The sequence below is a fragment of the Streptomyces sp. NPDC046805 genome (genome assembly GCF_040645355.1).
Lineage (GTDB): Bacteria > Actinomycetota > Actinomycetes > Streptomycetales > Streptomycetaceae > Streptomyces.
On the sequence record NZ_JBEYYC010000017.1, the window covers coordinates 49,807 to 72,209 of the forward strand.

Annotated in this window: 25 protein-coding genes and 4 tRNA genes; 7 read left to right on the forward strand and 22 right to left on the reverse strand. The window is 70.2% G+C overall.

Going from position 1 to position 22,403, the window contains the following annotated elements:
- Positions 1–432: 432 nt before the first annotated feature.
- From rplL to ABZ910_RS19805, 9 genes are all read right to left on the reverse strand, one after another.
- The gene (gene rplL / locus ABZ910_RS19765) at positions 433–819 is read right to left on the reverse strand and encodes a 50S ribosomal protein L7/L12 (protein WP_361366413.1); all 387 of its coding nucleotides are present in this window, start codon (positions 817–819) and stop codon (positions 433–435) included.
- A 113-nt stretch (positions 820–932) separates the two neighbouring features.
- Positions 933–1,463: a 50S ribosomal protein L10 gene (gene rplJ / locus ABZ910_RS19770; RefSeq protein ID WP_361366416.1), complete on the reverse strand. Its 531-nt coding sequence runs from the start codon at positions 1,461–1,463 to the stop codon at positions 933–935.
- A gap of 283 nt (positions 1,464–1,746) precedes the next feature.
- Entirely contained in the window at positions 1,747–2,586 is an 840-nt protein-coding gene (locus ABZ910_RS19775; RefSeq protein WP_361366419.1) for an LppX_LprAFG lipoprotein, read from the reverse strand.
- 145 nt (positions 2,587–2,731) lie between these two features.
- The gene (locus tag ABZ910_RS19780) at positions 2,732–3,637 is read right to left on the reverse strand and encodes a hypothetical protein (RefSeq protein WP_361366422.1); all 906 of its coding nucleotides are present in this window, start codon (positions 3,635–3,637) and stop codon (positions 2,732–2,734) included.
- Positions 3,638–3,823: 186 nt separating this feature from the next.
- Positions 3,824–4,549, reverse strand: coding sequence for a 50S ribosomal protein L1 (gene rplA / locus ABZ910_RS19785; protein ID WP_361366424.1), 726 nt, complete (start codon positions 4,547–4,549; stop codon positions 3,824–3,826).
- A 99-nt stretch (positions 4,550–4,648) separates the two neighbouring features.
- A complete protein-coding gene (rplK, locus tag ABZ910_RS19790; RefSeq protein ID WP_033528316.1) occupies positions 4,649–5,083 on the reverse strand; it encodes a 50S ribosomal protein L11 in 435 nt (144 codons plus the stop codon).
- A 180-nt stretch (positions 5,084–5,263) separates the two neighbouring features.
- Entirely contained in the window at positions 5,264–6,091 is an 828-nt protein-coding gene (nusG, locus tag ABZ910_RS19795; RefSeq protein WP_361366427.1) for a transcription termination/antitermination protein NusG, read from the reverse strand.
- 80 nt (positions 6,092–6,171) lie between these two features.
- Positions 6,172–6,456 carry a preprotein translocase subunit SecE gene (gene secE / locus ABZ910_RS19800; RefSeq protein ID WP_361366430.1) on the reverse strand — a complete coding sequence of 95 codons (285 nt, stop codon included), beginning with the start codon at positions 6,454–6,456 and terminating at the stop codon, positions 6,172–6,174.
- 109 nt (positions 6,457–6,565) lie between these two features.
- A tRNA-Trp gene (locus tag ABZ910_RS19805) sits at positions 6,566–6,638 on the reverse strand.
- Positions 6,639–6,895: 257 nt separating this feature from the next.
- Between ABZ910_RS19805 and ABZ910_RS19810 the strand changes: the two genes are divergently transcribed.
- The 3 genes from ABZ910_RS19810 (at position 6,896) to ABZ910_RS19820 (ending at position 10,008) form a co-directional block, all read left to right on the forward strand.
- Positions 6,896–8,122 carry a pyridoxal phosphate-dependent aminotransferase gene (locus ABZ910_RS19810; RefSeq protein ID WP_361366433.1) on the forward strand — a complete coding sequence of 409 codons (1,227 nt, stop codon included), beginning with the start codon at positions 6,896–6,898 and terminating at the stop codon, positions 8,120–8,122.
- 129 nt (positions 8,123–8,251) lie between these two features.
- Complete coding sequence (locus tag ABZ910_RS19815; protein WP_361366436.1) at positions 8,252–9,289, forward strand: adenosine deaminase; 1,038 nt, start codon at positions 8,252–8,254, stop codon at positions 9,287–9,289.
- A gap of 86 nt (positions 9,290–9,375) precedes the next feature.
- A complete protein-coding gene (locus tag ABZ910_RS19820) occupies positions 9,376–10,008 on the forward strand; it encodes an NAD(P)H-binding protein (RefSeq protein ID WP_361366439.1) in 633 nt (210 codons plus the stop codon).
- 12 nt (positions 10,009–10,020) lie between these two features.
- Here ABZ910_RS19820 and ABZ910_RS19825 read toward each other — a convergent pair whose 3' ends face one another.
- From ABZ910_RS19825 to ABZ910_RS19850, 6 genes are all read right to left on the reverse strand, one after another.
- Positions 10,021–11,076: a UDP-N-acetylmuramate dehydrogenase gene (locus tag ABZ910_RS19825; protein ID WP_361366442.1), complete on the reverse strand. Its 1,056-nt coding sequence runs from the start codon at positions 11,074–11,076 to the stop codon at positions 10,021–10,023.
- 62 nt (positions 11,077–11,138) lie between these two features.
- Entirely contained in the window at positions 11,139–11,567 is a 429-nt protein-coding gene (locus tag ABZ910_RS19830) for a MaoC family dehydratase (protein ID WP_361366445.1), read from the reverse strand.
- A 7-nt stretch (positions 11,568–11,574) separates the two neighbouring features.
- Positions 11,575–12,027, reverse strand: coding sequence for a MaoC family dehydratase N-terminal domain-containing protein (locus ABZ910_RS19835; protein WP_361366448.1), 453 nt, complete (start codon positions 12,025–12,027; stop codon positions 11,575–11,577).
- Between the two features lie 108 nt (positions 12,028–12,135).
- Positions 12,136–12,300, reverse strand: coding sequence for a 50S ribosomal protein L33 (gene rpmG / locus ABZ910_RS19840; protein WP_003948671.1), 165 nt, complete (start codon positions 12,298–12,300; stop codon positions 12,136–12,138).
- Between the two features lie 90 nt (positions 12,301–12,390).
- Positions 12,391–12,463 (reverse strand) — tRNA-Met (locus tag ABZ910_RS19845).
- Between the two features lie 45 nt (positions 12,464–12,508).
- Positions 12,509–12,581: transfer RNA gene (locus ABZ910_RS19850), tRNA-Thr, on the reverse strand.
- A gap of 306 nt (positions 12,582–12,887) precedes the next feature.
- Here ABZ910_RS19850 and ABZ910_RS19855 point away from each other — a divergent pair.
- Positions 12,888–14,156, forward strand: a complete 1,269-nt coding sequence (locus tag ABZ910_RS19855; RefSeq protein ID WP_361366451.1) for an amidohydrolase family protein — start codon at positions 12,888–12,890, stop codon at positions 14,154–14,156.
- Between the two features lie 72 nt (positions 14,157–14,228).
- Positions 14,229–14,885: an NAD(P)H-binding protein gene (locus ABZ910_RS19860; RefSeq protein ID WP_361366454.1), complete on the forward strand. Its 657-nt coding sequence runs from the start codon at positions 14,229–14,231 to the stop codon at positions 14,883–14,885.
- 40 nt (positions 14,886–14,925) lie between these two features.
- Here ABZ910_RS19860 and ABZ910_RS19865 read toward each other — a convergent pair whose 3' ends face one another.
- Both ABZ910_RS19865 and ABZ910_RS19870 read right to left on the reverse strand, forming a co-directional pair.
- The gene (locus ABZ910_RS19865) at positions 14,926–15,138 is read right to left on the reverse strand and encodes a hypothetical protein (RefSeq protein WP_361366456.1); all 213 of its coding nucleotides are present in this window, start codon (positions 15,136–15,138) and stop codon (positions 14,926–14,928) included.
- Positions 15,139–15,292: 154 nt separating this feature from the next.
- A tRNA-Tyr gene (locus tag ABZ910_RS19870) sits at positions 15,293–15,374 on the reverse strand.
- A 226-nt stretch (positions 15,375–15,600) separates the two neighbouring features.
- Between ABZ910_RS19870 and ABZ910_RS19875 the strand changes: the two genes are divergently transcribed.
- A complete protein-coding gene (locus ABZ910_RS19875) occupies positions 15,601–16,089 on the forward strand; it encodes a YajQ family cyclic di-GMP-binding protein (RefSeq protein WP_361366459.1) in 489 nt (162 codons plus the stop codon).
- A 127-nt stretch (positions 16,090–16,216) separates the two neighbouring features.
- Here the strand turns inward: ABZ910_RS19875 and ABZ910_RS19880 are convergent, their stop codons facing one another.
- A complete protein-coding gene (locus ABZ910_RS19880) occupies positions 16,217–16,483 on the reverse strand; it encodes a GlsB/YeaQ/YmgE family stress response membrane protein (RefSeq protein WP_361366462.1) in 267 nt (88 codons plus the stop codon).
- Between the two features lie 104 nt (positions 16,484–16,587).
- Between ABZ910_RS19880 and ABZ910_RS19885 the strand changes: the two genes are divergently transcribed.
- Complete coding sequence (locus ABZ910_RS19885) at positions 16,588–17,832, forward strand: APC family permease (RefSeq protein WP_361366465.1); 1,245 nt, start codon at positions 16,588–16,590, stop codon at positions 17,830–17,832.
- A 19-nt stretch (positions 17,833–17,851) separates the two neighbouring features.
- Here the strand turns inward: ABZ910_RS19885 and ABZ910_RS19890 are convergent, their stop codons facing one another.
- The 4 genes from ABZ910_RS19890 to ABZ910_RS19905 form a co-directional block, all read right to left on the reverse strand.
- The gene (locus ABZ910_RS19890) at positions 17,852–18,244 is read right to left on the reverse strand and encodes a YccF domain-containing protein (protein WP_361366468.1); all 393 of its coding nucleotides are present in this window, start codon (positions 18,242–18,244) and stop codon (positions 17,852–17,854) included.
- Entirely contained in the window at positions 18,241–19,107 is an 867-nt protein-coding gene (htpX, locus tag ABZ910_RS19895; protein ID WP_361366471.1) for a zinc metalloprotease HtpX, read from the reverse strand. Before htpX ends, ABZ910_RS19890 begins: the two co-directional genes overlap by 4 nt.
- Before the next feature lie 199 nt (positions 19,108–19,306).
- Complete coding sequence (locus tag ABZ910_RS19900; RefSeq protein WP_361366474.1) at positions 19,307–20,830, reverse strand: NADH-quinone oxidoreductase subunit N; 1,524 nt, start codon at positions 20,828–20,830, stop codon at positions 19,307–19,309.
- On the reverse strand, positions 20,827–22,401 hold the full coding sequence (locus ABZ910_RS19905; protein WP_361366477.1) for an NADH-quinone oxidoreductase subunit M: 1,575 nt from the start codon (positions 22,399–22,401) through the stop codon (positions 20,827–20,829). Before ABZ910_RS19905 ends, ABZ910_RS19900 begins: the two co-directional genes overlap by 4 nt.
- Positions 22,402–22,403 lie beyond the last annotated feature (2 nt).

The following is a 22,403-nucleotide window of genomic DNA, read 5'->3' on the forward strand; positions in this document are numbered from 1 at the left end:
TGTAGCCACTTGGCACACTGATGTCCAGTGCGGGTTTTTCGAGACCCTCGTTGTTCTCAACGCCCTCGGGATGCCTGCCGCCCTCAACGCACGGTGATACTGCCCTCTTCGTCGTCGATCCATGCCTCGGATTCCGGATCCTTGTGACGACGCGTCCTGAGAATTGCGCGCTGCGTGCGGTTCGTCAAGGCCCCCTTGCTCAAACCGGGTGCCGCGCTCGTCACGTACGGCCTGCCACCAGGGGCGCTGGAGGGGCACGACGAAGATCACCATACCCTCAACGACCGTGGGCGCAAGGCAGCCGCCGCCGGGCCCTCGCAAACGCCGAAGAGCGACCACCCGGATGGATGATCGCTCTTCGGTGCGTTCGCGTTACAGCCCTACGGGGGCCGTGATCAGCGCGCAGAGAAGCCTGGGAGGCTCCGAAAGGTCTTACTTGACCTCGACGGCCGCACCGGCAGCCTTGAGGGACTCGGCGGCCTTCTCAGCGGCCTCCTTGTTGACCTTCTCGAGGACCGGCTTCGGGGTGCCGTCGACGAGGTCCTTGGCCTCCTTCAGGCCCAGGGAGGTCAGCTCACGCACGACCTTGATGACCTGGATCTTCTTGTCGCCGGCGCCGGTGAGGACGACGTCGAACTCGTCCTTCTCCTCGGCGGCCTCGGCGGCGCCACCAGCGGCACCACCGGCGACGACGACCGGCGCGGCGGCGGCGGCGGTGACGTCGAACTTCTCCTCGAACGCCTTCACGAACTCGGAGAGCTCGATGAGGGTCATCTCCTCGAACTGCGCGAGCAGGTCTTCCTGGCTGAGCTTCGCCATGATGGGCGATCCTTCCACTAATTCGGCTGGTGCCGGATGTACATGTGAGGCGGGCGTACGTTCGGCCCGCTGCGACCGTCGCCGCTCAGGCGGCGGTCAGATAGCGAGCCGAGTTACTCGGCACCGCCCTGCTCGTCCTGCTTGGCGCGAAGAGCGTCCACGGTGCGGACGAGCTTCGTCGGAAGCGCCTGGAAGAGCGAAGCAGCCTGGGACTGCTTGCCCTTGAAGGCACCCGCCAGCTTGGAGAGCAGAACCTCGCGGGACTCGAGGTCCGCAAGCTTCTTGATCTCGTCGGCGGACAGCGCCTTGCCGTCAAGGACACCGCCCTTGATGACGAGGTTCGGGTTCTCCTTGGCGAAGTCACGAAGACCCTTCGCCGACTCCACCGGGTCACCGGCGATGAAGGCAACCGCCGTCGGACCGTTGAACAGGTCGTCGAGCGAAGTGATCCCGGCCTCGTTGGCCGCAATCTTGGTCAGCGTGTTCTTCACCACGGCGTACTGGGCGTCTGCACCGAGCGAACGACGCAGCGTCTTGAGCTGCGCCACGGTGAGACCCCGGTACTCGGTCAGCACGGCGGCGTTCGAGCTGCGGAACTGCTCCGCGAGCTCGGCTACCGCGGCAGCCTTGTCGGGCCTTGCCATAGAGCGTCGGCCTCCTTCCGGGTGATGGGACCGCTCGGAAGGGGCTGAGGTAAACGAAACGCCCCGGCGCAGGCGCTCGGGGCGTAGCTCGACCGGCTGTTCGCACACTTTGAGGCAGCGAACTCCGGGAGCACTTCCACAGTCACCTGCGCGGGTCGTCCGCATATCAGCGGATCCTTCGGCCACCGCCCCTCTTGCGAGGATGCGGCAACGACCAGCGGTCTTTGGCTTCTGTAGGAGAGTACGGGAACGGGGCACGGTCGAGCAAATCCGCTCGTACGGCTCAGTTGCCGGCGGCGGCACCCTTCATCATCGCGGCCAGGTCGGTGGTCTCCTTGGCGGGCGGGGCCGTGACCGTCACCGGCTTGTTGACGTCGAGGAAGGTGATGGTCATGTCGAGCGGGCCCTTGTCGGCGGCGCCCTGCATGCGGAACTGCTTGGCGTGGTCGCCGCCGTCGATCCACATGTCCATGTTCATCTTGTTCACGCCGAGCTTCTCGAACTGCGCGATGCTCTTCTCGCGCTGCTCACGGACGGCCTTGTCGCCGCCCTTGAGGGAGGAGCGGAGCTGGTCGAGGGTGACCGTGCCCTGGTAGTGCGTGGTCTTCACGCCCTCGACGGTCTCGGTGCCGACCTTCTTCACGTCCTTGGCCCCGCTGAGGAAGGTGGCCTGGGCGGCCGGGTTGTCGTTGGCCTGGCCGGCGCCGAACTGGTTGGCGTCCGTCCCCTTGCCCAGGGCTGACATGTCGAACTTGAGCCACTTCTTGCCGTGCATCTGGGCGGCCATCTGGGGGCTGCCGCCGATGTACATGACCTTGTCGACCATCCGGAGCTCGACCTGGCCGGCGGCGCCCTTGCCCGGGGCCGTCATCTTCATGCTCATGGCCAGCGGCTTGAGGCTCAACCGCGCGTCGCCCTTGACCTGGCCCTGCCCCGGAACCTTGCCGGTCATCCGGTAGTGGAGGGAGGTGATCTCGTCCGCGTTCTTGGCGGCCTTGGCGACGGCCGCCGCCGGCGTCAGGGCGGGCGACCCCTCGGCCGACCCCTTGTTCGGACCGCACCCCACCGCGGCTCCGGCGACGATCACGGCGATGAGAGCGGTGGCACGCACTGAAGACTTCATCGATCCCCCCAAGGGTCACAGCAGAAACAGGGCAACGGAGACCAGCAATACGAACTCAAGGAGCGCATGGACGGTTCACAGCCGAGCCGAGCGTACCCCGGGGCGGGGTTCACAAGATCCTCCGGGTTCTTCCGGCCTCCCGGAGTCAGGACGTCCGTTCGGCGCCGTTCGGTTTCCTCACGAGGTCCGGGAAGTCCGCGGTGTCGCCCGTCGGGGGCTCCTGGGCCGGAACCTTCACGCCGTAGTCGCTGTAGTACACGGTCTGGGTCGTCGCGCCGGTGGCCATGGCGGCCCGCTCGACCTTCTTGACCAGCAGGTCCCGGTCGTCCACCCAGATGTCGACGGTCTCCGAGGTGACGCCGGCCCGGGTGAGCCGCTTCTTCAGGCCGGCCAGGGCGTCCGCGTCGAGGCCGGAGTTCCGGGTGGCGAGGCGGGCGACGTCCACCGTGCCGGCGTAGTGCGCGGCGCGCGCACCGAGGACCCTCTCCTCGCCGACCTTCCGTGCGTCCGCGGAGGCCAGCAGCAGCCGTACGGCCTGATTCGGCGTGGTGTCGCGCATCTGGTCCCTGAGCTGTGCGCCGGAGCCGCCGCCGAGGCCGGCCAGGTCGTCGTACGCGTACCTGATCCAGTGCCTGCCGCCCGCCCGCTCGGCGAATCCGTCGCCCATCCGCGCGTAGTAGGCGTCGGGCAGATAGCGGGCCTCCATCGACGTCGCACCCAGGCGGCGCATCGCGTGGGCCATCGTGCCGCCGGTGTACGTGATGGTGAGCGTGCCGGTGACGCCGTCGCGCCAGCCGAGGGGGCCGTCGGCCCGCAGCGACATCAGGGGTCCCAGGGTGGTCGTGGAGCGGACCCGGACCGACCCGGCCCGGTCCGTGGACCTCGCCGCGGTGCGCAGGGCGGCCAGGGGGCTGACGCGCGCCGTGCTCCTCCCGCCCGCCTCGTCGCCCGCGTCACCGGAGGAGCCCGGTGAGCTGCAGGCAGCCATCCCCGCCAGGGCGGTCGCCACCGTGATCGAGAGGGCCGCGCGGCGCACGGTCGTGCTCTTCATCCCGTCCCACCCCTGTACGAGTCCTGCCCCTGCCCGCGTGCGAGCCGGTGCTCGCACGCTAACGCAGCGCACTGACAGCCGCAGGAGAGGTCGTGACAAAAACAGGGCGGGCCCCGCACCTCGAAAGGGTGCGGGGCCCGCCCTCGTTCACGCGCGCCTGACGCGGCTACCGGGTGAGCTCAGGGCTCAGACGGCGGCCGGGTCCTCCTCGACGAGGAGGTTGCGGGTGCGGTTCGGGTCGATCTGGATGCCGGGGCCCATCGTGGTGGAGATGGCGGCCTTCTTGATGTAGCGACCCTTGGCGGCGGACGGCTTCAGACGGAGGATCTCCTCCAGCGCGGCGCCGTAGTTCTCGACCAGCTTGGTGTCGTCGAACGACGTCTTGCCGATGATGAAGTGCAGGTTCGAGTGCTTGTCGACGCGGAACTCGATCTTGCCGCCCTTGATCTCGGTCACAGCCTTGGCGGTGTCCGGGGTCACGGTGCCGGTCTTCGGGTTCGGCATCAGACCACGCGGGCCGAGGACGCGGCCGAGGCGGCCGACCTTGCCCATGAGGTCCGGGGTGGCGACGACGGCGTCGAAGTCCAGACGGCCCTTCGCCACCTCGTCGATCAGCTCGTCGGCACCGACGATGTCGGCGCCCGCGGCACGCGCGGCCTCGGCACGGTCACCGGTCGCGAAGACCAGGACCCGGGCGGTCTTACCGGTGCCGTGCGGAAGGTTCACGGTGCCACGGACCATCTGGTCGGCCTTGCGCGGGTCGACACCCAGACGGAAGGCGACCTCGACGGTGCCGTCGAACTTGGACGTGGAGGTCTCCTTGGCGAGACGGACGGCCTCGAGCGGGGCGTACTGCTTCTCCCGGTCGATCTTGGCGTCCGCAGCGCGGAGAGCCTTGCTGCGCTTGCTCACAACTGCTCCTGTGTGTTCGGTGAGGAGTCGTGGTGTACGGGCCGAGCAGGCCCTACCACGTGCGGCTTTCTACGGCCGCTGGATTGACGAAGGTGCGGTTCAGCCCTCGACCGTGACGCCCATGGAACGCGCGGTACCGGCGATGATCTTCGCGGCGGCGTCCAGGTCGTTGGCGTTGAGGTCGGGCATCTTCGTCGTGGCGATCTCGCGGACCTGCGCCTCGGTGATCTTGGCGACCTTGGTCTTGTGCGGCTCGCCGGAGCCCTTCTCGATGCCCGCGGCCTTGAGGATCATCTTCGCGGCCGGCGGCGTCTTGGTCACGAAGGTGAACGAACGGTCCTCGTAGACCGTGATCTCCACCGGGATGACCCAGCCACGCTGCGACTCGGTCGCGGCGTTGTAGGCCTTGCAGAACTCCATGATGTTGACGCCGTGCTGACCCAGCGCCGGGCCGACCGGCGGAGCCGGGTTGGCGGCACCGGCCTGGATCTGGAGCTTGATGAGCCCCGTGACCTTCTTCTTCTTGGGAGGCATAGCTCTCCGGGTCCTTTCGGTTCGGGTCCTGCCTGCGTATGGGGACCAACCCGGACGCAGGCATACCGCACAACGATAACGGGTATAGATGCGCGGCCAAAAACCGTGCAGGTCAGACCGGCTGCGAGAGCCCGCCTGACCTGCACGGAAGCGATGGTTCCAGTGAGAACAGTCGGAGAACTAGTTCTTCTGGATCTGGTCGAAGGAGAGCTCGACCGGCGTCTCGCGGCCGAAGATCTCCACCAGGCCCTTGACCTTCTTCGAGTCGGGATTGATCTCGTTGATGGTCGCCTGGAGCGTGGCGAACGGGCCGTCGGTGACGGTGACCGAGTCGCCGACCTCGAAGTCCAGCACCTGGACCTCGACCTTGCGCTGCGGGGCGGGCTTGCCCTCGGCCTCGGCGGCCTCGCGGGCGGCCTTCTCCTCGGCCTCCGGGGCGAGCATCTTGACGATCTCGTCCAGGGTCAGCGGGTACGGGTCGTAGGCGTTGCCGACGAAGCCGGTGACGCCCGGGGTGTTGCGGACGACGCCCCAGGACTCGTTCGTCAGGTCCATACGGACCAGGACGTAACCCGGCAGCTTGTTCTGCTTGATCGTCTTGCGGTCGCCGTTCTTGATCTGGACGACCTCTTCCTGCGGCACCTCGGCCTGGAAGATGTAGTCCTCGACGTTCAGCGAGACGGCGCGCTGCTCCAGGTTGGTCTTCACGCGGTTCTCGTAACCGGCGTACGTGTGGATGACGTACCACTCGCCGGGCAGGGTGCGCAGCTCGTCGCGCAGCGCCTGGATGGGGTCGACGGGCTCGGCGGGCTCCTCCTCGACGACCTCGACCTCCTCGTCCACGACGTGGACGGCGGCCTCCTCGGCCGGCTCCCCCGCCTCGGCCTCGGCAGCCTCGAACTCGTCCTGCTCGTCCGCGCCCTCGACGATGTCGAGCTCGTCGGCCACCGTCTCGGCGGCAACCCCGCGAGGCTCGGTGGCGTCGTCGTTCAGGTTCGGGTCAGACACGATGGCTGCTTCTTCCTGGATACATAGGGGTAGAACATGCGAAAACGGGCGCCGGTACCACGGCGCCCTTCGCTCTTGGCTCAGCCGAAGACGTACGTGGCCGCGTGGTTGAGCCCATAGTCAATCACGGTCACCAGGGCGATCATGATGGCGACAAAGAAGATCACCACCGTGGTGTACGACGTCAGCTGGTTGCGCGTCGGCCAGACGACCTTGCGGAGCTCCGCGATGACCTGGCGGTAGAAGATCGCGAGGCGCTTCAGCGGGCCCTTCTTGGCGCGCTTGCCGCCCTTACGGGCCTTCTTCGGCTCCTGCATCTCGTCCCGGGCGTCAGGCGTGTCGATGGAGCCCACGGCGTCCGTCATGCTTCCTCACCTGATCCCGGGTCGTGGCCGTGCCGCGCCCGGTTCCTGAGCCGCACGGCGGTGCATTGCTGTACGTATACATGCGCACACATCCTGGCGGTGTGTGTAGCAGGGCCGGAGGGACTTGAACCCCCAACCGCCGGTTTTGGAGACCGGTGCTCTACCAATTGAGCTACGACCCTTGGTATGTCCCCCAACGTACCGCATTCAGCCGGGTGCTCGGTGTGCACCGACCGCGGCGTCTGCTGGAGGCCAACGAGGTGAGAGTGTACGTGGTCCGCGGCCCGGCGTCGAACAGAAAGTGTTCGCGGGGTCGCATGGACGGAAGATCGTCCTGGCCACGGGCCGGATCCGGACGCTTGTTCACAGGCCGACCCGATGCTGTTCAGTCCGTGAAACCCGCGTGCCCGGGACATTTCCGGTCTGAAACGATGGACCCATGAGCGCTGCAACCCCTCCCACCGAGCGCCGGGTCTCCGCCCGAGTCGGCGCCATCTCCGAGTCCGCCACCCTCGCGGTGGACGCCAAGGCCAAGGCCCTCAAGGCCGCCGGACGTCCGGTGATCGGCTTCGGCGCAGGTGAGCCCGACTTCCCGACGCCGGACTACATCGTCGAGGCCGCGGTCGAGGCCTGCAAGAACCCGAAGTACCACCGCTACACCCCGGCCGGCGGCCTGCCCGAGCTGAAGGCCGCGATCGCCGCGAAGACGCTGCGCGACTCCGGCTACGAGCCCGACGTCTCCGAGATCCTGGTCACCAACGGCGGCAAGCAGGCCATCTACGAGGCCTTCGCCGCGATCCTCGACCCGGGCGACGAGGTCATCGTCCCGGCGCCGTACTGGACGACGTACCCCGAGTCGATCCGTCTGGCGGGCGGCGTTCCGGTGGAGGTCGTCGCGGACGAGACGACCGGCTACCGGGTGAGCGTCGAGCAGCTCGAGGCGGCCCGCACGGAGAAGGCGAAGGTCGTCCTCTTCGTCTCCCCCTCCAACCCGACCGGCGCCGTCTACAGCCAGGAGGAGGCCGAGGCGATCGGCCGCTGGGCCGCCGACCACGGCCTGTGGGTCCTCACCGACGAGATCTACGAGCACCTCGTCTACGGCGACGCCGAGTTCACCTCGCTGCCCGCGCTCCTGCCCGAGCTGCGCGACAGGTGCATCGTGGTCAACGGTGTGGCGAAGACGTACGCCATGACCGGCTGGCGCGTGGGCTGGGTCATCGGCCCGAAGGACGTGGTCAAGGCCGCGACGAACCTGCAGTCGCACGCCACCTCGAACGTCTCCAACGTCGCGCAGGCCGCCGCCCTGGCCGCGGTGTCGGGCGACCTGAAGGCCGTCGAGGAGATGCGCGAGGCCTTCGACCGGCGCCGCAGGACCATCGTGCGGATGCTCAACGAGATCGACGGCGTGCTCTGCCCGGAGCCCGAGGGCGCCTTCTACGCCTACCCGTCGGTCAAGGCGCTGCTCGGCAAGGAGATCCGCGGCAAGCGCCCGCAGAACACGGTCGAGCTGGCCGCGCTGATCCTGGAGGAGGCCGAGGTCGCGGTCGTCCCCGGCGAGGCCTTCGGCACCCCCGGCTACCTCCGGCTGTCGTACGCGCTCGGTGACGAGGACCTCGTCGAGGGCGTGAGCCGGGTGCAGAAGCTGCTGGCGGAGGCCCGGGACTGAGATTCCGGATCGCTTCACGCGCGCGCGGGCCGTTTCCCTCCGGGGAGGCGGCCCGTTCTCGTGTGCGAGCAAGACCACGTTCGGGGAAACCGCTGTCGAAACGGCGGTGCCGTACGGCAGGATCTCCCAATGGAGCGTGTACGTGAACTCTCTGAACTGCCGAAAGCCCATCTGCACCTGCACTTCACCGGGTCGATGCGGCCCACCACCCTGCTGGAACTCGCCGACAAGTACGGCGTGCGCCTGCCCGAGGCGCTCACCGGGGCCCTGACCAGCGGGGAGCCGCCGAAACTGCGGGCCACCGACGAGCGCGGCTGGTTCCGCTTCCAGCGCCTGTACGACGCGGCGCGCTCCTGCCTCAGAGAGCCGGAGGACATCCAGCGCCTGGTCCGTGAGGCCGCGGAGGAAGACCTGAAGGACGGCTCCGGCTGGCTGGAGATCCAGGTGGACCCGACGTCGTACGCGCCCCGGCTGGGCGGTCTGATCCCGGCCCTCGAGATCATCCTGGACGCGGTGGAGACGGCGGCGCGGGACACCGGGCTGGGCATGCGGGTCCTGGTGGCCGCCAACCGGATGAAGCACCCGCTGGACGCGCGCACGCTGGCCCGGCTCGCGGTGCGGTACGCGGACCGGGGCGTGGTCGGCTTCGGGCTGTCGAACGACGAGCGCCGGGGCATGGCGCGGGACTTCGACCGGGCCTTCTCGATCGCCCGGGACGGCGGCCTGCTCGCGGCGCCGCACGGCGGCGAGCTGACGGGCCCGGCGTCGGTCCGCGACTGCCTGGACGACCTCGACGCCGCGCGCATCGGGCACGGCGTCCGCGCGGCGGAGGACCCGCGCCTGCTGAAGCGGCTCGCGGACCGGGGCGTCACCTGCGAGGTGTGCCCCGCCTCGAACGTGGCGCTGGGCGTGTACGAGAAGCCTGAGGACGTCCCCCTGCGCGCCCTCTTCGAGGCCGGGGTCCCGATGGCCCTGGGCGCCGACGACCCGCTGCTCTTCGGCTCCCGTCTGGCCGCCCAGTACGAGATCGCGCGCGAGCACCACGGCTTCACCGACCCGGAACTGGCGGAACTGGCCCGGCAGTCGGTGCGGGGTTCGGCGGCGCCGGCGGACGTGAAGGCGGAGCTGCTGGCGGGAGTGGACAGCTGGCTGACGACACCGGCGTAGCGTCACGCCGCCGCCTCGCTCGCGAAGTGCTTGGGTACTCACCCATCACGCGGCAAGAAACAGCGGTAAGAAACAGGGGGCACACCATGAACCTCACCGTCTTCGGCGCCACCGGCGGGATCGGCCGGGAGGTGGTCCGCCAGGCGCTCGCCGCCGGCCACCGTGTCACCGCGGTCGTCCGCGATCCCGCGCGGCTGCCCGTGACCGGCGAGAACCTGGAGGTGTTCCGCGCCGACCTCACCGACCCGGAGACGATCCGCCCCGCCGTCGCCGGGCGGGACGCCGTCCTGTCGGGCCTGGGCGCGCGCAGCCGCAAGGACGCCGGGGTCGCCGCCCGGCTCACGCGTACGGTCCTGGGCGCCATGGAGGCGGAGGGGGTACGACGGCTGCTGGTGGTCAGCGCCGCCCCGGTCGGACCCGAGCCGCAGCACGACGGCGTCCTCGACCGCACCCTGCGCGGCGTCGTCTCCGCGGTGTTCAAGGACGTCTACGTAGACCTGCGCGCGATGGAGGCCGAGCTGGCACGCAGCGCCACGGACTGGACGTCGGTACGGCCGCCTCGTCTGCTCGACAAGCCCCTCACCGGCACGTACCGCACGGTCGTCGGCGGCTTCCCGCCCAAGGGCCGCTTCATCGGGCGCGCCGACGTGGCCCACGCGATGCTGGCGATGATCGACGACCCGGCGACGGTGAAGCAGGGCGTGGGCGTGGCCTACTGAGACGCCGGTCGGCTACAGGCTCACGCCGACCGTCACCGGCTCGTTGACGAGCGTGATCCCGAAGGCCGCGCGGACACCGGCGACGACCTCGCGCGCCAGGGCGAGCAGGTCCTCGGTGGTGGCCTCGCCCTGGTTGGTGAGCGCGAGGGTGTGCTTGGTGGAGATGCGGGCCGGCCCGGTGCCGTACCCCTTGGTGAAGCCCGCCTTGTCGATCAGCCAGGCCGCCGAGGTCTTCGTACAGCCGTCGCCCGCGGGGTAGGCGGGCGGCTCCACGCCGTCGCCCAGCCGCTCACGCACGCGCGCGTGGAACGCCGCGAGCTCCTCCTGCGTGAGGATCGGGTTGGTGAAGAAGGAGCCCGCCGACCAGGTGTCATGGTCCTCGGGGTCCAGGACCATGCCCTTGCCCGCACGGAGCTTCAGCACGGTCTCGCGGGCGGCGGCCAGCGGCACGCGGTCGCCCGGCTCGACGCCGAGGGCGCGGGCCGTCTCGGCGTACTTGATCGGCGCCGACAGGCCGTCCGCGTCCTCCAGCTCGAAGCGGACGCGCAGGACGACGTACCGCTCGGGGTCGGCCTTGAAGCGGCTGTGGCGATAGGAGAAGGCGCACGCGTCGTTCGTCAGCGTGACCGTCTCGCCGGACCGGCGGTCGTACGCGATCACCTCGGTGATCGTCGAGGAGACCTCCTGGCCGTACGCGCCGACGTTCTGGATGGGGGTGGCGCCCGCGGATCCCGGGATGCCGGCGAGGCACTCGATGCCCGCGAGCCCGGCCTCCACGGTGCGGGCGACGGTGTCGGTCCACACCTCGCCGGCCGCGACCTCCAGCCGCGTGCCGTCGAGCTCGAACCCGCGCGTGGCGATGCGCAGGGCGGTTCCGTCGAAGCCCTTGTCGCCGATGACCAGGTTCGAGCCGCCGCCGATGAGCAGCAGCGGCGTCCCGGCGTCGTCGGCCTCACGGACGGCGGCGATCACCTCGGCGTCGGTGGTGGCGGTGACCAGCCGGGCCGCGGGGCCGCCCAGCCGGAAGGTGGTCAGCGGGGCGAGGGGGGCGTCGTGGAGTTCCAGCACGCGCCCAAGAGTACGAGACGCCGCCACCGGGGCCGCCCCTCGCCCGTACCGCCCGGATTCGCTCAGGCCAGGCGTACGACCGCCCGGGACATGCCGAGCACCCTCTTGTCGTCGCTCATGGCGGTGAGGTCCACGCGCACCGTGTTGTCGTCGAGCTTGGCCGCGACCTTGGCGCCGACCTCGATCTCGGCACCCTTGTCGTCGTTCGGGACGACGACGGGCTTGGTGAAGCGGACGCCGTACTCGACGACCGCGCCCGGGTCACCGGCCCAGTCGGTGACCACGCGGATCGCCTCGGCCATGGTGAACATGCCGTGCGCGATGACGTCCGGCAGGCCCACCTCCTTGGCGAACTTCTCGTTCCAGTGGATGGGGTTGAAGTCCCCGGAGGCGCCCGCGTACCGCACCAGGGTGGCGCGGGTCACGGGGAAGGTCTGCGCCGGCAGCTCGGTGCCGACCTCGACATCGTCGTAAGCGATCTTCGCCGTCATCGGTTCCTCAGGCCTCCTCGGCCGCGCGGGCCACCAGCTTGGTCCAGGCGGTCACGACGTGCTCGCCCGCCTCGTCGTGGACCTCACCCCGGATGTCCAGGACGTCGTTGCCCGCGAGGGACTTGATCGACTCGATGGTCGAGGTGACCGTGAGCCGGTCGCCGGCGCGGACCGGGCGGCTGTAGGCGAACTTCTGGTCGCCGTGCACCACCCGGCTGTAGTCCAGGCCGAGCTGCGGGTCCTCGACGACCTGCCCCGCGGCCCGGAACGTGATGGAGAACACGAACGTGGGCGGGGCGATCACATCGGGGTGACCGAGCGCCTTGGCGGCCTCCTGATCCGTGTACGCCGGATTGGTGTCACCCACCGCCTCGGCGAATTCGCGGATCTTCTCCCGGCCCACCTCGTAGGGCTCGGTGGGCGGGTAGGTCCGCCCGACGAAGGACTGGTCGAGCGCCATGGCTCGGCACCTCCTGGTCTTAAGCGTGCTGGCTGGCCTCGGACGGCCGGTGAAACGACTTGAGGCCGCCCCCCAGTGTGCGGGGGCGGCCTCAAGTACGAGCCTGATTTATCGCGTTTCGCGGTGCGCGGTGTGCGCGTTGCAACGCGGGCAGTGCTTCTTCATCTCAAGACGGTCCGGGTTGTTACGCCGGTTCTTCTTGGTGATGTAGTTCCGCTCCTTGCACTCCACGCAGGCCAGCGTGATCTTCGGGCGGACGTCGGTGGCAGCCACGTGAGTGCTCCTAGGACGAACGGATGGGCTAGTTCAACGCAAGAAAGAGTAGCCGATCGAAGGACCGACCCCGCAATCGGCTACTGTGTGTAGCGGTGACCGGACTTGAACCGGTGACACAGCGATTATGAGCCGCTTGCTCTACCGACTGAGCTACACCGCTTTGATGAGATCGGCCCCGCCTTGCGACGGGAACCTTTCACACCAGAGCCCCAAAACGGAATCGAACCGTTGACCTTCTCCTTACCATGGAGACGCTCTGCCGACTGAGCTATTGGGGCGAGCGATGAAGACATTACACGGTCCGCCGCCGTTCGCCCAAATCCGTTCCACAGCACCTGCCCAGGGGCGTCGCGCGGTCGGTCCCGGCAGCCCCTCGGACCCCTCCCGCACGGCTCTCATCAGCGGTTGAGCGCATGCCTCCGGAAGGGCGGACCACACCGGTACGACTATTGCGCTCCTCCCCGACGAGTGCGGTTCGCCACCCTAGGCTCGACTCACTCTGCGTGATCTTGCGTACCCCGCGCACGGTCGTTGCCTCCCCAGCCTCCGTTGCCTCCCTTGCCCTCCCGATCGCTTGGAGCGCGATGCCCGACAGCCAGCCGCAGCAGCCCCCTCCGTCGTCGAGCTCGTCGGGTTCCCCGGGACCGTCCGACGCGGCGGGCCTGCTGTTGTGCGGGGCGCGGCTCACGGACGGCCGGACCGTGGACGTACGGCTCGGCGGCGGGCGCATCGAGGCGGTCGGCACGGCCGGCAGCCTGGTCCCGGGTCCGGCCCGCTCCGGCGGCGCGCGCGTGGACCTCAGCGGCTATCTGCTCCTGCCCGCCCCGGCCGAACCGCACGCCCACGCCGACACCGCCCTCTCCGCCGAGGGCGACGGACCGGTGTCGTACGAACCCGAGGACGTCCAGCGCCGGGCGACGGAGGCCGCCCTGCTGCAACTCGGGCACGGGGCCACGGCGTTGCGGGCCCACGTGCGTGTGGGGGACGTCCAGGAGCTGGGCGCGCTGGCGGCCGTCCTGCAGGCGCGGCGCTCGCTGCGCGGGCTCACGGAGCTCACGGCGGTAGCGATGCCCCGGGTGCTGACCGGGGTGGCCGGGGCCGACGGGCTCGCGATGCTGCGGGACGCGGTGAAGATGGGCGCCTCCGTGGTCGGCGGCTGCCCGGACCTGGACCCCGACCCCACGGGCTACGTGGAGGCGGTCCTGGAGGTGGCCTCCGAGCACGGCATCCCCGTCGACCTGCACACGGACGCCGCCGACCCGGCCCGCCTGGCCCGGCTCGCGGCGATGACCGGGGGCATGCGCCCCGGCGTGTCCCTCGGCCCGTGCGCCGGTCTGGCCCGGCTCCGCGCCGATGTCGTCTCCCGCATCGCCGACCGGCTCGCGGCGGCCGGGGTGACGGTGGTGTGCCTGCCGCAGGGCGGCTGCGACGGCGTCGACCGGCGAGGAGCGGCTCCGGTACGGCTGCTGCGGGCGGCCGGGGTGCGGGTCGCGGCCGGGAGCGGCGCCCTGCGGGACCTGTCCAACCCGGTCGGTCGCGGGGATCCCCTCGAAGCGGCCTATCTGCTGGCCTCCGGTCACGGTCTGCGACCCGAGGACGCGTACGACGCGGTGAGCAGCGCGGCCCGTGCGGTCCTCGGCCTGCCCGAAGTCCGCGTGGAGGCCGGCTTCCCGGCCGAACTCCTCGCCGTACGGGGCGGCCACCTCGCGGGCGCCCTGTCCCTGGCGTACAGCCGGATCGTGGTGCACCGGGGGCGCGTGGTGGCCCGCACCAGCGCGGTACGGGAGTACTGCAACTCGGCGGTGGCAGCGGAGTTGGGGCTGCCGCGGCAGGGGCGCGGGGAGTTGTCCTAGGCGCGCCCTTGACCGCGGGGCCGCTGTCAAGTCACGCGGCGGATGCGGCCCTTCGGGCGTACGGTCGGAAACATGCGCATTGTCATCGCTGGTGGTCATGGTCAGATCGCGCTGCGGCTGGAGCGGCTGCTCTCCGCGCGCGGGGACGAGGTCGCGGGGATCATCCGCAACCCCGAGCAGGGCGACGATCTGCGGGAGGCGGGTGCCGAACCGGTCCTGCTCGACCTGGAGTCGGCCTCGGTCGAGGGGATCGCGGCCCATCTGCAGGGCGCGGACGCCGCGGTCTTCGCGGCGGGCGCCGGCCCGGGCAGCGGAACAGCCCGCAAGGACACGGTGGACAAGCGCGCGGCGATGCTGTTCGCGGACGCGGCCGCGCGCGCGGGCGTACGCCGTTTCGTGATCGTCTCCTCGATGGCCGCGGATCCGGCCCACCAGGGCGACGACGTCTTCGACGTGTATCTGCGCGCCAAGGGCGAGGCCGACGCGTACGTACGCGGCCTGGACGCCCTGGACTGGACGATCCTGCGCCCCGGCAGGCTCACGGACGACCCCGGCACCGGCCTCGTCCGCCTGGAGGCGCACACGGGCCGCGGCTCGATCCCGCGCGCGGACGTGGCCGCCGTACTCGCGGACCTGGTGGACAGCACGGCGACGGCCGGTCTGACGCTGGAGCTGATCAGCGGCTCCACTCCGGTGTCGGTCGCGGTGAAGTCGGTGGCGGGGAACTGAGGTTGGCCCCGGCGGGCCGCACGAGCAAGAGCGGCCCGCTTCAGAACAGCGGGAGCTGCCCGGGGACGACCGGTACGACGTACCCGTCCAACGAGGGCTGAACGGCCCCCAGTTGAGCCGGCTGCCGCGACCCGGAGCACGAGACGAGCTCCCCGCCCTCCCGCGCACCGGGCGGGTCGTGCCGCGCGAACCGCCCCGCGACGACGGCGATTTCACGACGGCACACCGGACAGGCTCTACGACGGGAGGACATGGGGCCAGTGTGCACGGTGCCGCGCACGGGCGTGAGAGAGGTCACGGCCGCCTCGCACCGCACCCGGAACCCAGCATTCGGGGCGCAAGATCCGGACACAAAAAGACCCCCTCTGATCCGCGTTTCCACGGGTCAGAGGGGGTCTTCCCCAAAGTGGCGGCGCCAGGATTCGAACCTGGGAAGGCTGAGCCGGCAGATTTACAGTCTGCTCCCTTTGGCCGCTCGGGCACACCGCCGGGGTTCGTTGCCACATCGCGCCCGCTCTCGCCGGTGCTCTCTGGCAACGACGTAAACAATACCCGATGCCGAGGGGTGCTTCGCCACTCGTTTGATCGGCACCTCCAGCCCGCGGGGTGACTAGGCTGGACCGGATGCGAACCGGTTCTGCGCCGGGCTCGGCCGCTGCCTTCGGGCACGCCGGCACGCACTCGATACACACCCGGATACAAGGAGCCACAGGACATGGCCGACTCCAGTTTCGACATCGTCTCGAAGGTCGAGCGGCAGGAGGTCGACAACGCCCTCAACCAGGCCGCCAAGGAGATCTCGCAGCGCTACGACTTCAAGGGCGTGGGCGCCTCGATCGCCTGGTCCGGCGAGAAGATCCTGATGCAGGCGAACTCCGAGGAGCGGGTCAAGGCGATCCTCGACGTCTTCCAGTCCAAGCTGATCAAGCGCGGCATCTCGCTCAAGGCCCTGGACGCGGGTGAGCCCCAGCTGTCCGGCAAGGAGTACAAGATCTTCGCCTCGATCGAGGAGGGCATCTCCCAGGAGAACGCCAAGAAGGTGGCGAAGATCATCCGCGACGAGGGTCCGAAGGGCGTCAAGGCCCAGGTGCAGGGCGAAGAACTGCGCGTCAGCTCCAAGAGCCGCGACGACCTGCAGGCCGTGATCGCCCTTCTGAAGGGGCAGGACTTCGACTTCGCTCTGCAGTTCGTGAACTACCGGTAGTTCCGTACGTTCCGTACGCGGTGGCTCCGTACGCGTACTGACGTGTACGCACGAGAAAGGGTGGGCGCCCGGGGCGCCCACCCTTCTCGTCTCTGCCGCTCGTCGCTTCGCGTCTCTCCTGCCGCGCTCAGTCGCGCGAGTTCCCGAACAAGATGCGGTAGGCGACCAGGAGGACCAGCGAGCCGCCGATCGCGGCGACCCAGGTGGCGCCGTCGTAGAAGTTCTTGGTGACGGGGTGGTCCAGCCAGCGGGCTGATATCCAGCCGCCGATGAACGCGCCCACGACGCCGATGAGGGTCGTACCGATGAAGCCGCCCGGATCACGTCCCGGCAGCAGGATCTTGGCGATGACGCCGGCCAGCAGTCCCAGGATGATCCAACTGATGATGCTCATGCCCCTGCACCTGCCCTTCGTACGGCGTTGATGAACAGGACGCCAGCGGCCCCTTGGCCGGTTGCGTGGATCGGCACGATTTGCGGATCAGTAGGGTGCGACGCATGACATGTTCCGGTTCAGAACTTCGGCGCGCTCTGGGGGTGCGGGACGCCGTGCTCGTCGGGCTCGGCTCGATGATCGGGGCCGGCGTCTTCTCCGCCCTGGGGCCCGCCGCGCGCGCCGCGGGGTCCGGGCTGCTGCCGGCCCTGGCCGTCGCGGCCGTCGTCGCCTACTGCAACGCCATGTCCTCGGCGCGGCTGGCCGCCCTGTATCCGGCGTCGGGCGGGACGTACGTGTACGGGCGGGAGCGGCTCGGGGCCTTCTGGGGGTATCTGGCGGGCTGGGCGTTCGTCGTCGGGAAGACGGCGTCGTGCGCGGCGATGGCGCTCACCGTGGGCACGTACGTCTGGCCGGGGCAGGCGCACGCGATCGCCGTCGCGGCCGTGGTGGCGCTGACCGCGGTGAACTACGGCGGCATCCAGAAGTCCGCATGGCTGACGCGGGTGATCGTGGCTGTCGTGCTGGCGGTCCTCGCCGCTGTGGTGGTCGCCTGCCTGAACTCGGGGGCCGCCGATCCCGGGCGGCTGGGCGTCGGGGCCCCGTCGGGCGTCGGCGGGGTGCTTCAGGGGGCCGGTCTGCTGTTCTTCGCGTTCGCCGGGTACGCGCGGATCGCGACGCTCGGCGAGGAGGTGCGCGATCCGGCGCGCACCATTCCGCGCGCGATCCCGCTGGCCCTCGGCATCGCACTCGCGGTGTACGCGTGCGTGGCCGTCGCCGCCCTCTCCGTGCTCGGGGCGAGCGGCCTCGCGCGCGCGGGCGCGCCGCTGGCGGACGCGGTGCGGGCGGCGGGCGTGCCGGGGCTGATGCCCGTGGTGCGGGCGGGAGCCGCGGTGGCCGCGCTGGGGTCGCTGCTCGCGCTGATCCTGGGTGTGTCCCGGACCGTCCTGGCCATGGCCCGCGACCACCATCTCCCCCGGGCCCTCGCGGTCGTGCACCCGCGCTTCCAGGTCCCGCACCGCGCCGAGCTGGCCGTGGGCGCGGTCGTCGCCGTGGCGGCGGCGCTGGTGGACGTACGGGGCGCGATCGGCTTCTCCTCCTTCGGCGTGCTGCTCTACTACGCCGTGGCCAACGCGTCCGCCTGGACGCTGCGTCCGGCTGCGTCCGCGCGCGTGGTGCCCGCGCTCGGGCTGCTGGGGTGCGTCACGCTGGCGTTCGCGCTGCCGGCGGTCTCGGTGGCCGCGGGGGCGGGTGTGCTGGCGGTGGGCGCGGCGGTCTACGGCGTACGGCGCCGGGCGGGGACTCGCTAGCGGCTCCCCCGGCCCGGGGTCAGCGCCCCGCGAACGGCTCGTCCGTGGGGACGATCTCGCGGCCCAGCGGGAACAGGGAGACCGGTATCAGCTTGAAGTTGGCGATGCCGAACGGGATGCCGATGATCGTGAGGCACAGGGCGACGCCGGTGACGATGTGGGCGAGGGCCAGCCACCAGCCGGCCAGGACCAGCCACAGGACGTTGCCGACGCAGGAGGGGGCGCCCGCGTCACGGCGCTCCACCGTCGTGTAGCCGAAGGGCCACAGGGCGTAGACGCCGATACGGAACGCCGCGATGCCGAAGGGCACCCCGATGATCGTCAGACAGAGGAGCACGCCGGCCAGCAGATAGCCGAGGAACAGCCAGAAGCCGCTCACGACGAGCCAGATGATGTTCAGGATGATCTTCATCGATATCGGCCTGCCATCTTCTCGAGACGGGCGATGCGCTCCGCCATCGGCGGGTGCGTGGAGAACAGCTTGGTGAGACCTCCCTCGCCCGGGCGGAACGGGTTCGCGATCATCATGTGGCTCGCGGTCTCGATCTTGGGCTCGGGGGGCAGCGGAAGCTGCTTGGTGCCGGCGTCGAGCTTGCGCAGGGCGCTGGCGAGGGCCAGCGGGTCGCCGGTCAGCTGGGAGCCCGAGGCGTCCGCCTCGTACTCCCTGGAGCGGCTGATGGCGAGCTGGATGAGGCTGGCGGCGATCGGCCCCAGGATCAGGATCAGCAGCATGCCGAGGAGGCCGGGACCCTCGTCGTCGTCGGAGCGGCCGACCGGGATCAGCCAGGCGAAGTTGACCAGGAACATGATCACCGAGGCGAGGGCGCCGGCGACCGACGAGATGAGGATGTCGCGGTTGTAGACGTGGCTGAGCTCGTGCCCGATGACGCCGCGCAGCTCGCGCTCGTCCAAGATCCGCAGGATGCCCTCGGTGCAGCACACGGCGGCGTTGCGCGGGTTGCGGCCCGTGGCGAAGGCGTTCGGTGCCTCGGTCGGGGAGATGTACAGGCGGGGCATGGGCTGGCGGGCCTCGGTGGAGAGCTCGCGGACCATGCGGTACAGGGCCGGGGCCTCGAACTCGCTGACCGGGCGGGCACGCATCGCGCGAAGCGCCAGCTTGTCGCTGTTCCAGTACGCGTACGCGTTGGTGCCGAGGGCGACGACGACCGCGACGATCAGACCCGTACGGCCGAAGAAGCTGCCGATGACGATGATGAGTGCCGACAGCCCCCCGAGGAGTACTGCGGTCCTGAGCCCGTTGTGCCGGCGGTGCACGGTACGCCCTCCAAGTGGTGCAGCAGGGGAGCCCTTTGCTTGCTTGATCTGCTTGCTGATGTCCGAGGCCACGGGCGTGCCGTGGCCTCACGTCCAGTGGACCCTTCCGCAGTGGTCAACGCCAGGCGGCGACCGCGAGTTCCCTGGCGGGCACGGCCGCGCGCCTCAGCCGTCCGGGTGAGGCGCGCGTGCGGAGTGCTCAGAACAGGCCGGTGGCGGTGAAGCGGAGGACCAGCTGGGGTGCGCCGGAGAGGGCGATGCCGAGGACGGCGGTGAGGGAGATCGCGGCCGTGAGCGGTGCGGGGACGCGGTGCTTCACGGGCTCGCCCTCGGGGGCGCGGAACAGCAGGGCCGTCCACTGGAGGTAGTAGAAGAGCGCGATCACCACGTTGACGGCCATGACGACCGCCAGCCAGCCGAGCCCCGCGTCGACGGCCGCCGAGAAGACGGTGACCTTCGCGAAGAGGCCGATGACGCCCGGCGGCAGCCCGGCGAGGCACAGCAGGAAGAAGGCCATGAGCAGGGCGGTCACGGGGTTGGTGGCGTACAGGCCCCGGTAGTCGGCGATGCGGTTGAGGTGCTTCGTACGGCCCACCAGGGCGGCGACCGCGAAGGCGCCGAGGTTCACGGCGGCGTACATGAGGGCGTAGGCGACGGTGGAGCCGATCGCCTTCTGGGCGTCCTTGGTGTACCCGGCCGCGGCGATCGGCACCAGGAGGTAGCCGGCCTGGCCGACGGAGGACCAGGCGAGCAGCCGTACGGCGCTGTACGCGCGCGTGGCCTGCTGACGCAGGGCGCCGACGTTGCCGACGGTCATGGTGAGGGCGGCCAGCACGGCGAGCGCGGGGCCCCAGACATCGGCGTACGACGGGAAGCCCACGACGGTGACGAGGATCAGGCCGGAGAAGCCGACCGCCTTGCCGACGACCGACAGGTAGGCGGCCACGGGCAGGGGCGCTCCCACATAGGTGTCGGGCACCCAGAAGTGGAACGGAACGGCGGCCGTCTTGAAGGCGAAGCCGATGAGCGTGAGTACGACGCCGGTCTGGGCGAGCGTGTGGAGCTGCCCGTCGACGTGCTGGATGCGGTCGGCGACCTGGGTGAGGTAGAGGGTGCCCGTGGAGGCGTACACGAAGCTGATGCCCATCAGGCTCACCGCGGTGGCCGTGACGGACGACAGGAAGAACTTCAGGGCGGCTTCGGAGGATCTGCTGTCACCCATCCGGATGCCGACGAGCGCGAAGGCGGGCAGCGAGGCGACCTCCAGGGCCACGACGAGGGTGGCGAGGTCGCGGGAGGCGGGCAGGAGGGCGGCGCCCGCGGCGGAGGACAGCAGCAGGAACCAGAACTCCCCTTCGGGGAGTGTGCGGCGTCCGTCCTTCAGCGCGGTCACCGACAGCAGGGCGGCCAGGAGCGCGCCGCCGAGGACGAGGAACTGGATGACGAGGGTGAACCGGTCGACCGTGTAGCTGCACGCGCGCGGGCCGCCGGTCAGGCAGAACGTGCCGCGGTTGCCGCCCAGGAGCGGCAGCAGCAGGAGGGCCGACACGGCGAGTCCCCCCACGGAGATCCAGCCGAGGACGGCCTTCCTGCCCTCGGGCACGAACAGGTCGGCGACGAGGACGACGAGGGCGACGACCGCCGCGGCGGTGGGCGGTGCGATCGCGAGCCAGTCGACGGACTGGACCAGCGACTGCGCGAGGGGCTGGGCCAGGGCGCTCATCGGGTGCCTCCTGCGAGGAGCTGCTGCACGGCCGGATTGGTCAGGCCGAGGAGGGACTTGGGCCACAGTCCGGCCACCACGGTGAGGACGACCAGCGGGGTCCAGGCCGCGAACTCGTACGGGCGGACGTCGGCGAGCTTCGGGCTCTCCTGCGCGGCGTCGCCCATGCAGACGCGGCGGACGACCACGAGCAGGTACGCCGCCGTCAGCAGCGTGCCGAACGCGCCGATCGCCATGAACGTGAGGAACGCGGGCCTGCTGAGACCGGGTGCCGGGTCGAACGCGCCGAACAGCGCCAGCATCTCGCCCCAGAACCCGGCGAGGCCGGGCAGGCCGAGCGAGGCGACCGCGGCGAAGGCCAGCAGCCCGCCCAGCCGCGGAGCCTTGCCGTACAGCGCGGCGCCGGTCTCCTCGGCGAGGGCGTCGAGGTCGGAGGTGCCGGTGCGGTCCTTGAGCGCGCCGACCAGGAAGAAGAGGAGGCCGGTGATGAGGCCGTGGGCGATGTTGGCGAAGAGCGCGCCGTTCACGCCGGTCGGGGTCATCGTGGCGATGCCGAGCAGGACGAAGCCCATGTGGCCGACGGAGGAGTAGGCGATCAGGCGCTTGAGGTCGCCCTTCACGCCCCGCTTGGCGAGGGCCAGACAGGCCAGGGATCCGTAGATGATCCCGACGACGGCGAAGGCAGCGAGGTAGGGCGCGAAGACGCGGAAGCCGTCGGGCGCGATCGGCAGCAGGATCCGTACGAAACCGTACGTGCCCATCTTCAGCAGCACGCCCGCCAGCAGGACCGAGCCGACGGTCGGCGCCGAGGTGTGCGCGTCCGGCAGCCAGCTGTGCAGCGGCCACATCGGCGCCTTGACCGCGAGCCCGATCCCGATCGCAAGAACGGCGATGACCTGCACGGATGTGGCCAGCGTCCGGCCGTTGTCAGTGGCGAGTGCCACCATGTCGAACGTGCCCGCGTTGATTCCGATCAGGAGCAGGCCGAGCAGCATGACGACGGACCCGAGCAGCGTGAAGAGGATGAACTTCCAGGCCGCCTGGGCCCGGCCCTCGCCGCCCCAGCGGGCGATGAGGAAGTACATCGGGATCAGCACGGTCTCGAACGCGAGGAAGAACAGCAGCAGGTCGAGGACGGCGAAGGTCGCGAGGGTGCCGGACTCGAGGACGAGCAGCAGGGCGACGAAGGCCTTCGGGGACGGGCCCGCGGGCGGCTTGAAGTACGAGTAGAGCGCGCAGAGGAAGGTCAGCAGCGCGGTCAGGAGCACAAGGGGGAGGGAGATGCCGTCGATGCCGAGGTGGATCCGCACGTCGAGTGCGGGGATCCAGCTGATGTCGGTCTGGGCCTGCATCTTCGACGGGTGGCCGTGGTCGAAGCCGAGCGCCAGGACGATCGCGGCGATGAGGATCACGCCGGTCACGGTGACGCCGTGCCGCAGCACGGCCTGCTCGGGCGACTTCCCCTTCAGTCCGGGCGGCGCGGGCAGGAGGGCCGCGGCGGCGCCGAGGAGCGGGCCGACGACGACGAATGCCAGAAGGAACTGCATCACGGACTCGTTGATACCGATCACGG

Excerpts from the sequence above, each read along its gene's own strand:
- secE (WP_361366430.1), bottom strand. The coding sequence starts at position 6,456 with ATGACGGACGCCGTGGGCTCCATCGACACGCCTGACGCCCGGGACGAG.
- ABZ910_RS19775 (WP_361366419.1), bottom strand. The coding sequence starts at position 2,586 with ATGAAGTCTTCAGTGCGTGCCACCGCTCTCATCGCCGTGATCGTCGCC.
- ABZ910_RS19855 (WP_361366451.1), top strand. The coding sequence starts at position 12,888 with ATGCCCGACAGCCAGCCGCAGCAGCCCCCTCCGTCGTCGAGCTCGTCG.
- ABZ910_RS19810 (WP_361366433.1), top strand. The coding sequence starts at position 6,896 with ATGAGCGCTGCAACCCCTCCCACCGAGCGCCGGGTCTCCGCCCGAGTC.
- ABZ910_RS19815 (WP_361366436.1), top strand. The coding sequence starts at position 8,252 with ATGGAGCGTGTACGTGAACTCTCTGAACTGCCGAAAGCCCATCTGCAC.
- ABZ910_RS19835 (WP_361366448.1), bottom strand. The coding sequence starts at position 12,027 with ATGGCGCTCGACCAGTCCTTCGTCGGGCGGACCTACCCGCCCACCGAG.
- ABZ910_RS19885 (WP_361366465.1), top strand. The coding sequence starts at position 16,588 with ATGACATGTTCCGGTTCAGAACTTCGGCGCGCTCTGGGGGTGCGGGAC.
- ABZ910_RS19900 (WP_361366474.1), bottom strand. The coding sequence starts at position 20,830 with ATGAGCGCCCTGGCCCAGCCCCTCGCGCAGTCGCTGGTCCAGTCCGTC.
- rplL (WP_361366413.1), bottom strand. The coding sequence starts at position 819 with ATGGCGAAGCTCAGCCAGGAAGACCTGCTCGCGCAGTTCGAGGAGATG.
- ABZ910_RS19880 (WP_361366462.1), bottom strand. The coding sequence starts at position 16,483 with ATGAGCATCATCAGTTGGATCATCCTGGGACTGCTGGCCGGCGTCATC.
- ABZ910_RS19820 (WP_361366439.1), top strand. The coding sequence starts at position 9,376 with ATGAACCTCACCGTCTTCGGCGCCACCGGCGGGATCGGCCGGGAGGTG.
- rplK (WP_033528316.1), bottom strand. The coding sequence starts at position 5,083 with ATGCCTCCCAAGAAGAAGAAGGTCACGGGGCTCATCAAGCTCCAGATC.
- ABZ910_RS19830 (WP_361366445.1), bottom strand. The coding sequence starts at position 11,567 with ATGACGGCGAAGATCGCTTACGACGATGTCGAGGTCGGCACCGAGCTG.
- ABZ910_RS19780 (WP_361366422.1), bottom strand. The coding sequence starts at position 3,637 with ATGAAGAGCACGACCGTGCGCCGCGCGGCCCTCTCGATCACGGTGGCG.
- rplJ (WP_361366416.1), bottom strand. The coding sequence starts at position 1,463 with ATGGCAAGGCCCGACAAGGCTGCCGCGGTAGCCGAGCTCGCGGAGCAG.
- ABZ910_RS19890 (WP_361366468.1), bottom strand. The coding sequence starts at position 18,244 with ATGAAGATCATCCTGAACATCATCTGGCTCGTCGTGAGCGGCTTCTGG.
- ABZ910_RS19865 (WP_361366456.1), bottom strand. The coding sequence starts at position 15,138 with ATGTCCTCCCGTCGTAGAGCCTGTCCGGTGTGCCGTCGTGAAATCGCC.
- ABZ910_RS19860 (WP_361366454.1), top strand. The coding sequence starts at position 14,229 with ATGCGCATTGTCATCGCTGGTGGTCATGGTCAGATCGCGCTGCGGCTG.
- ABZ910_RS19875 (WP_361366459.1), top strand. The coding sequence starts at position 15,601 with ATGGCCGACTCCAGTTTCGACATCGTCTCGAAGGTCGAGCGGCAGGAG.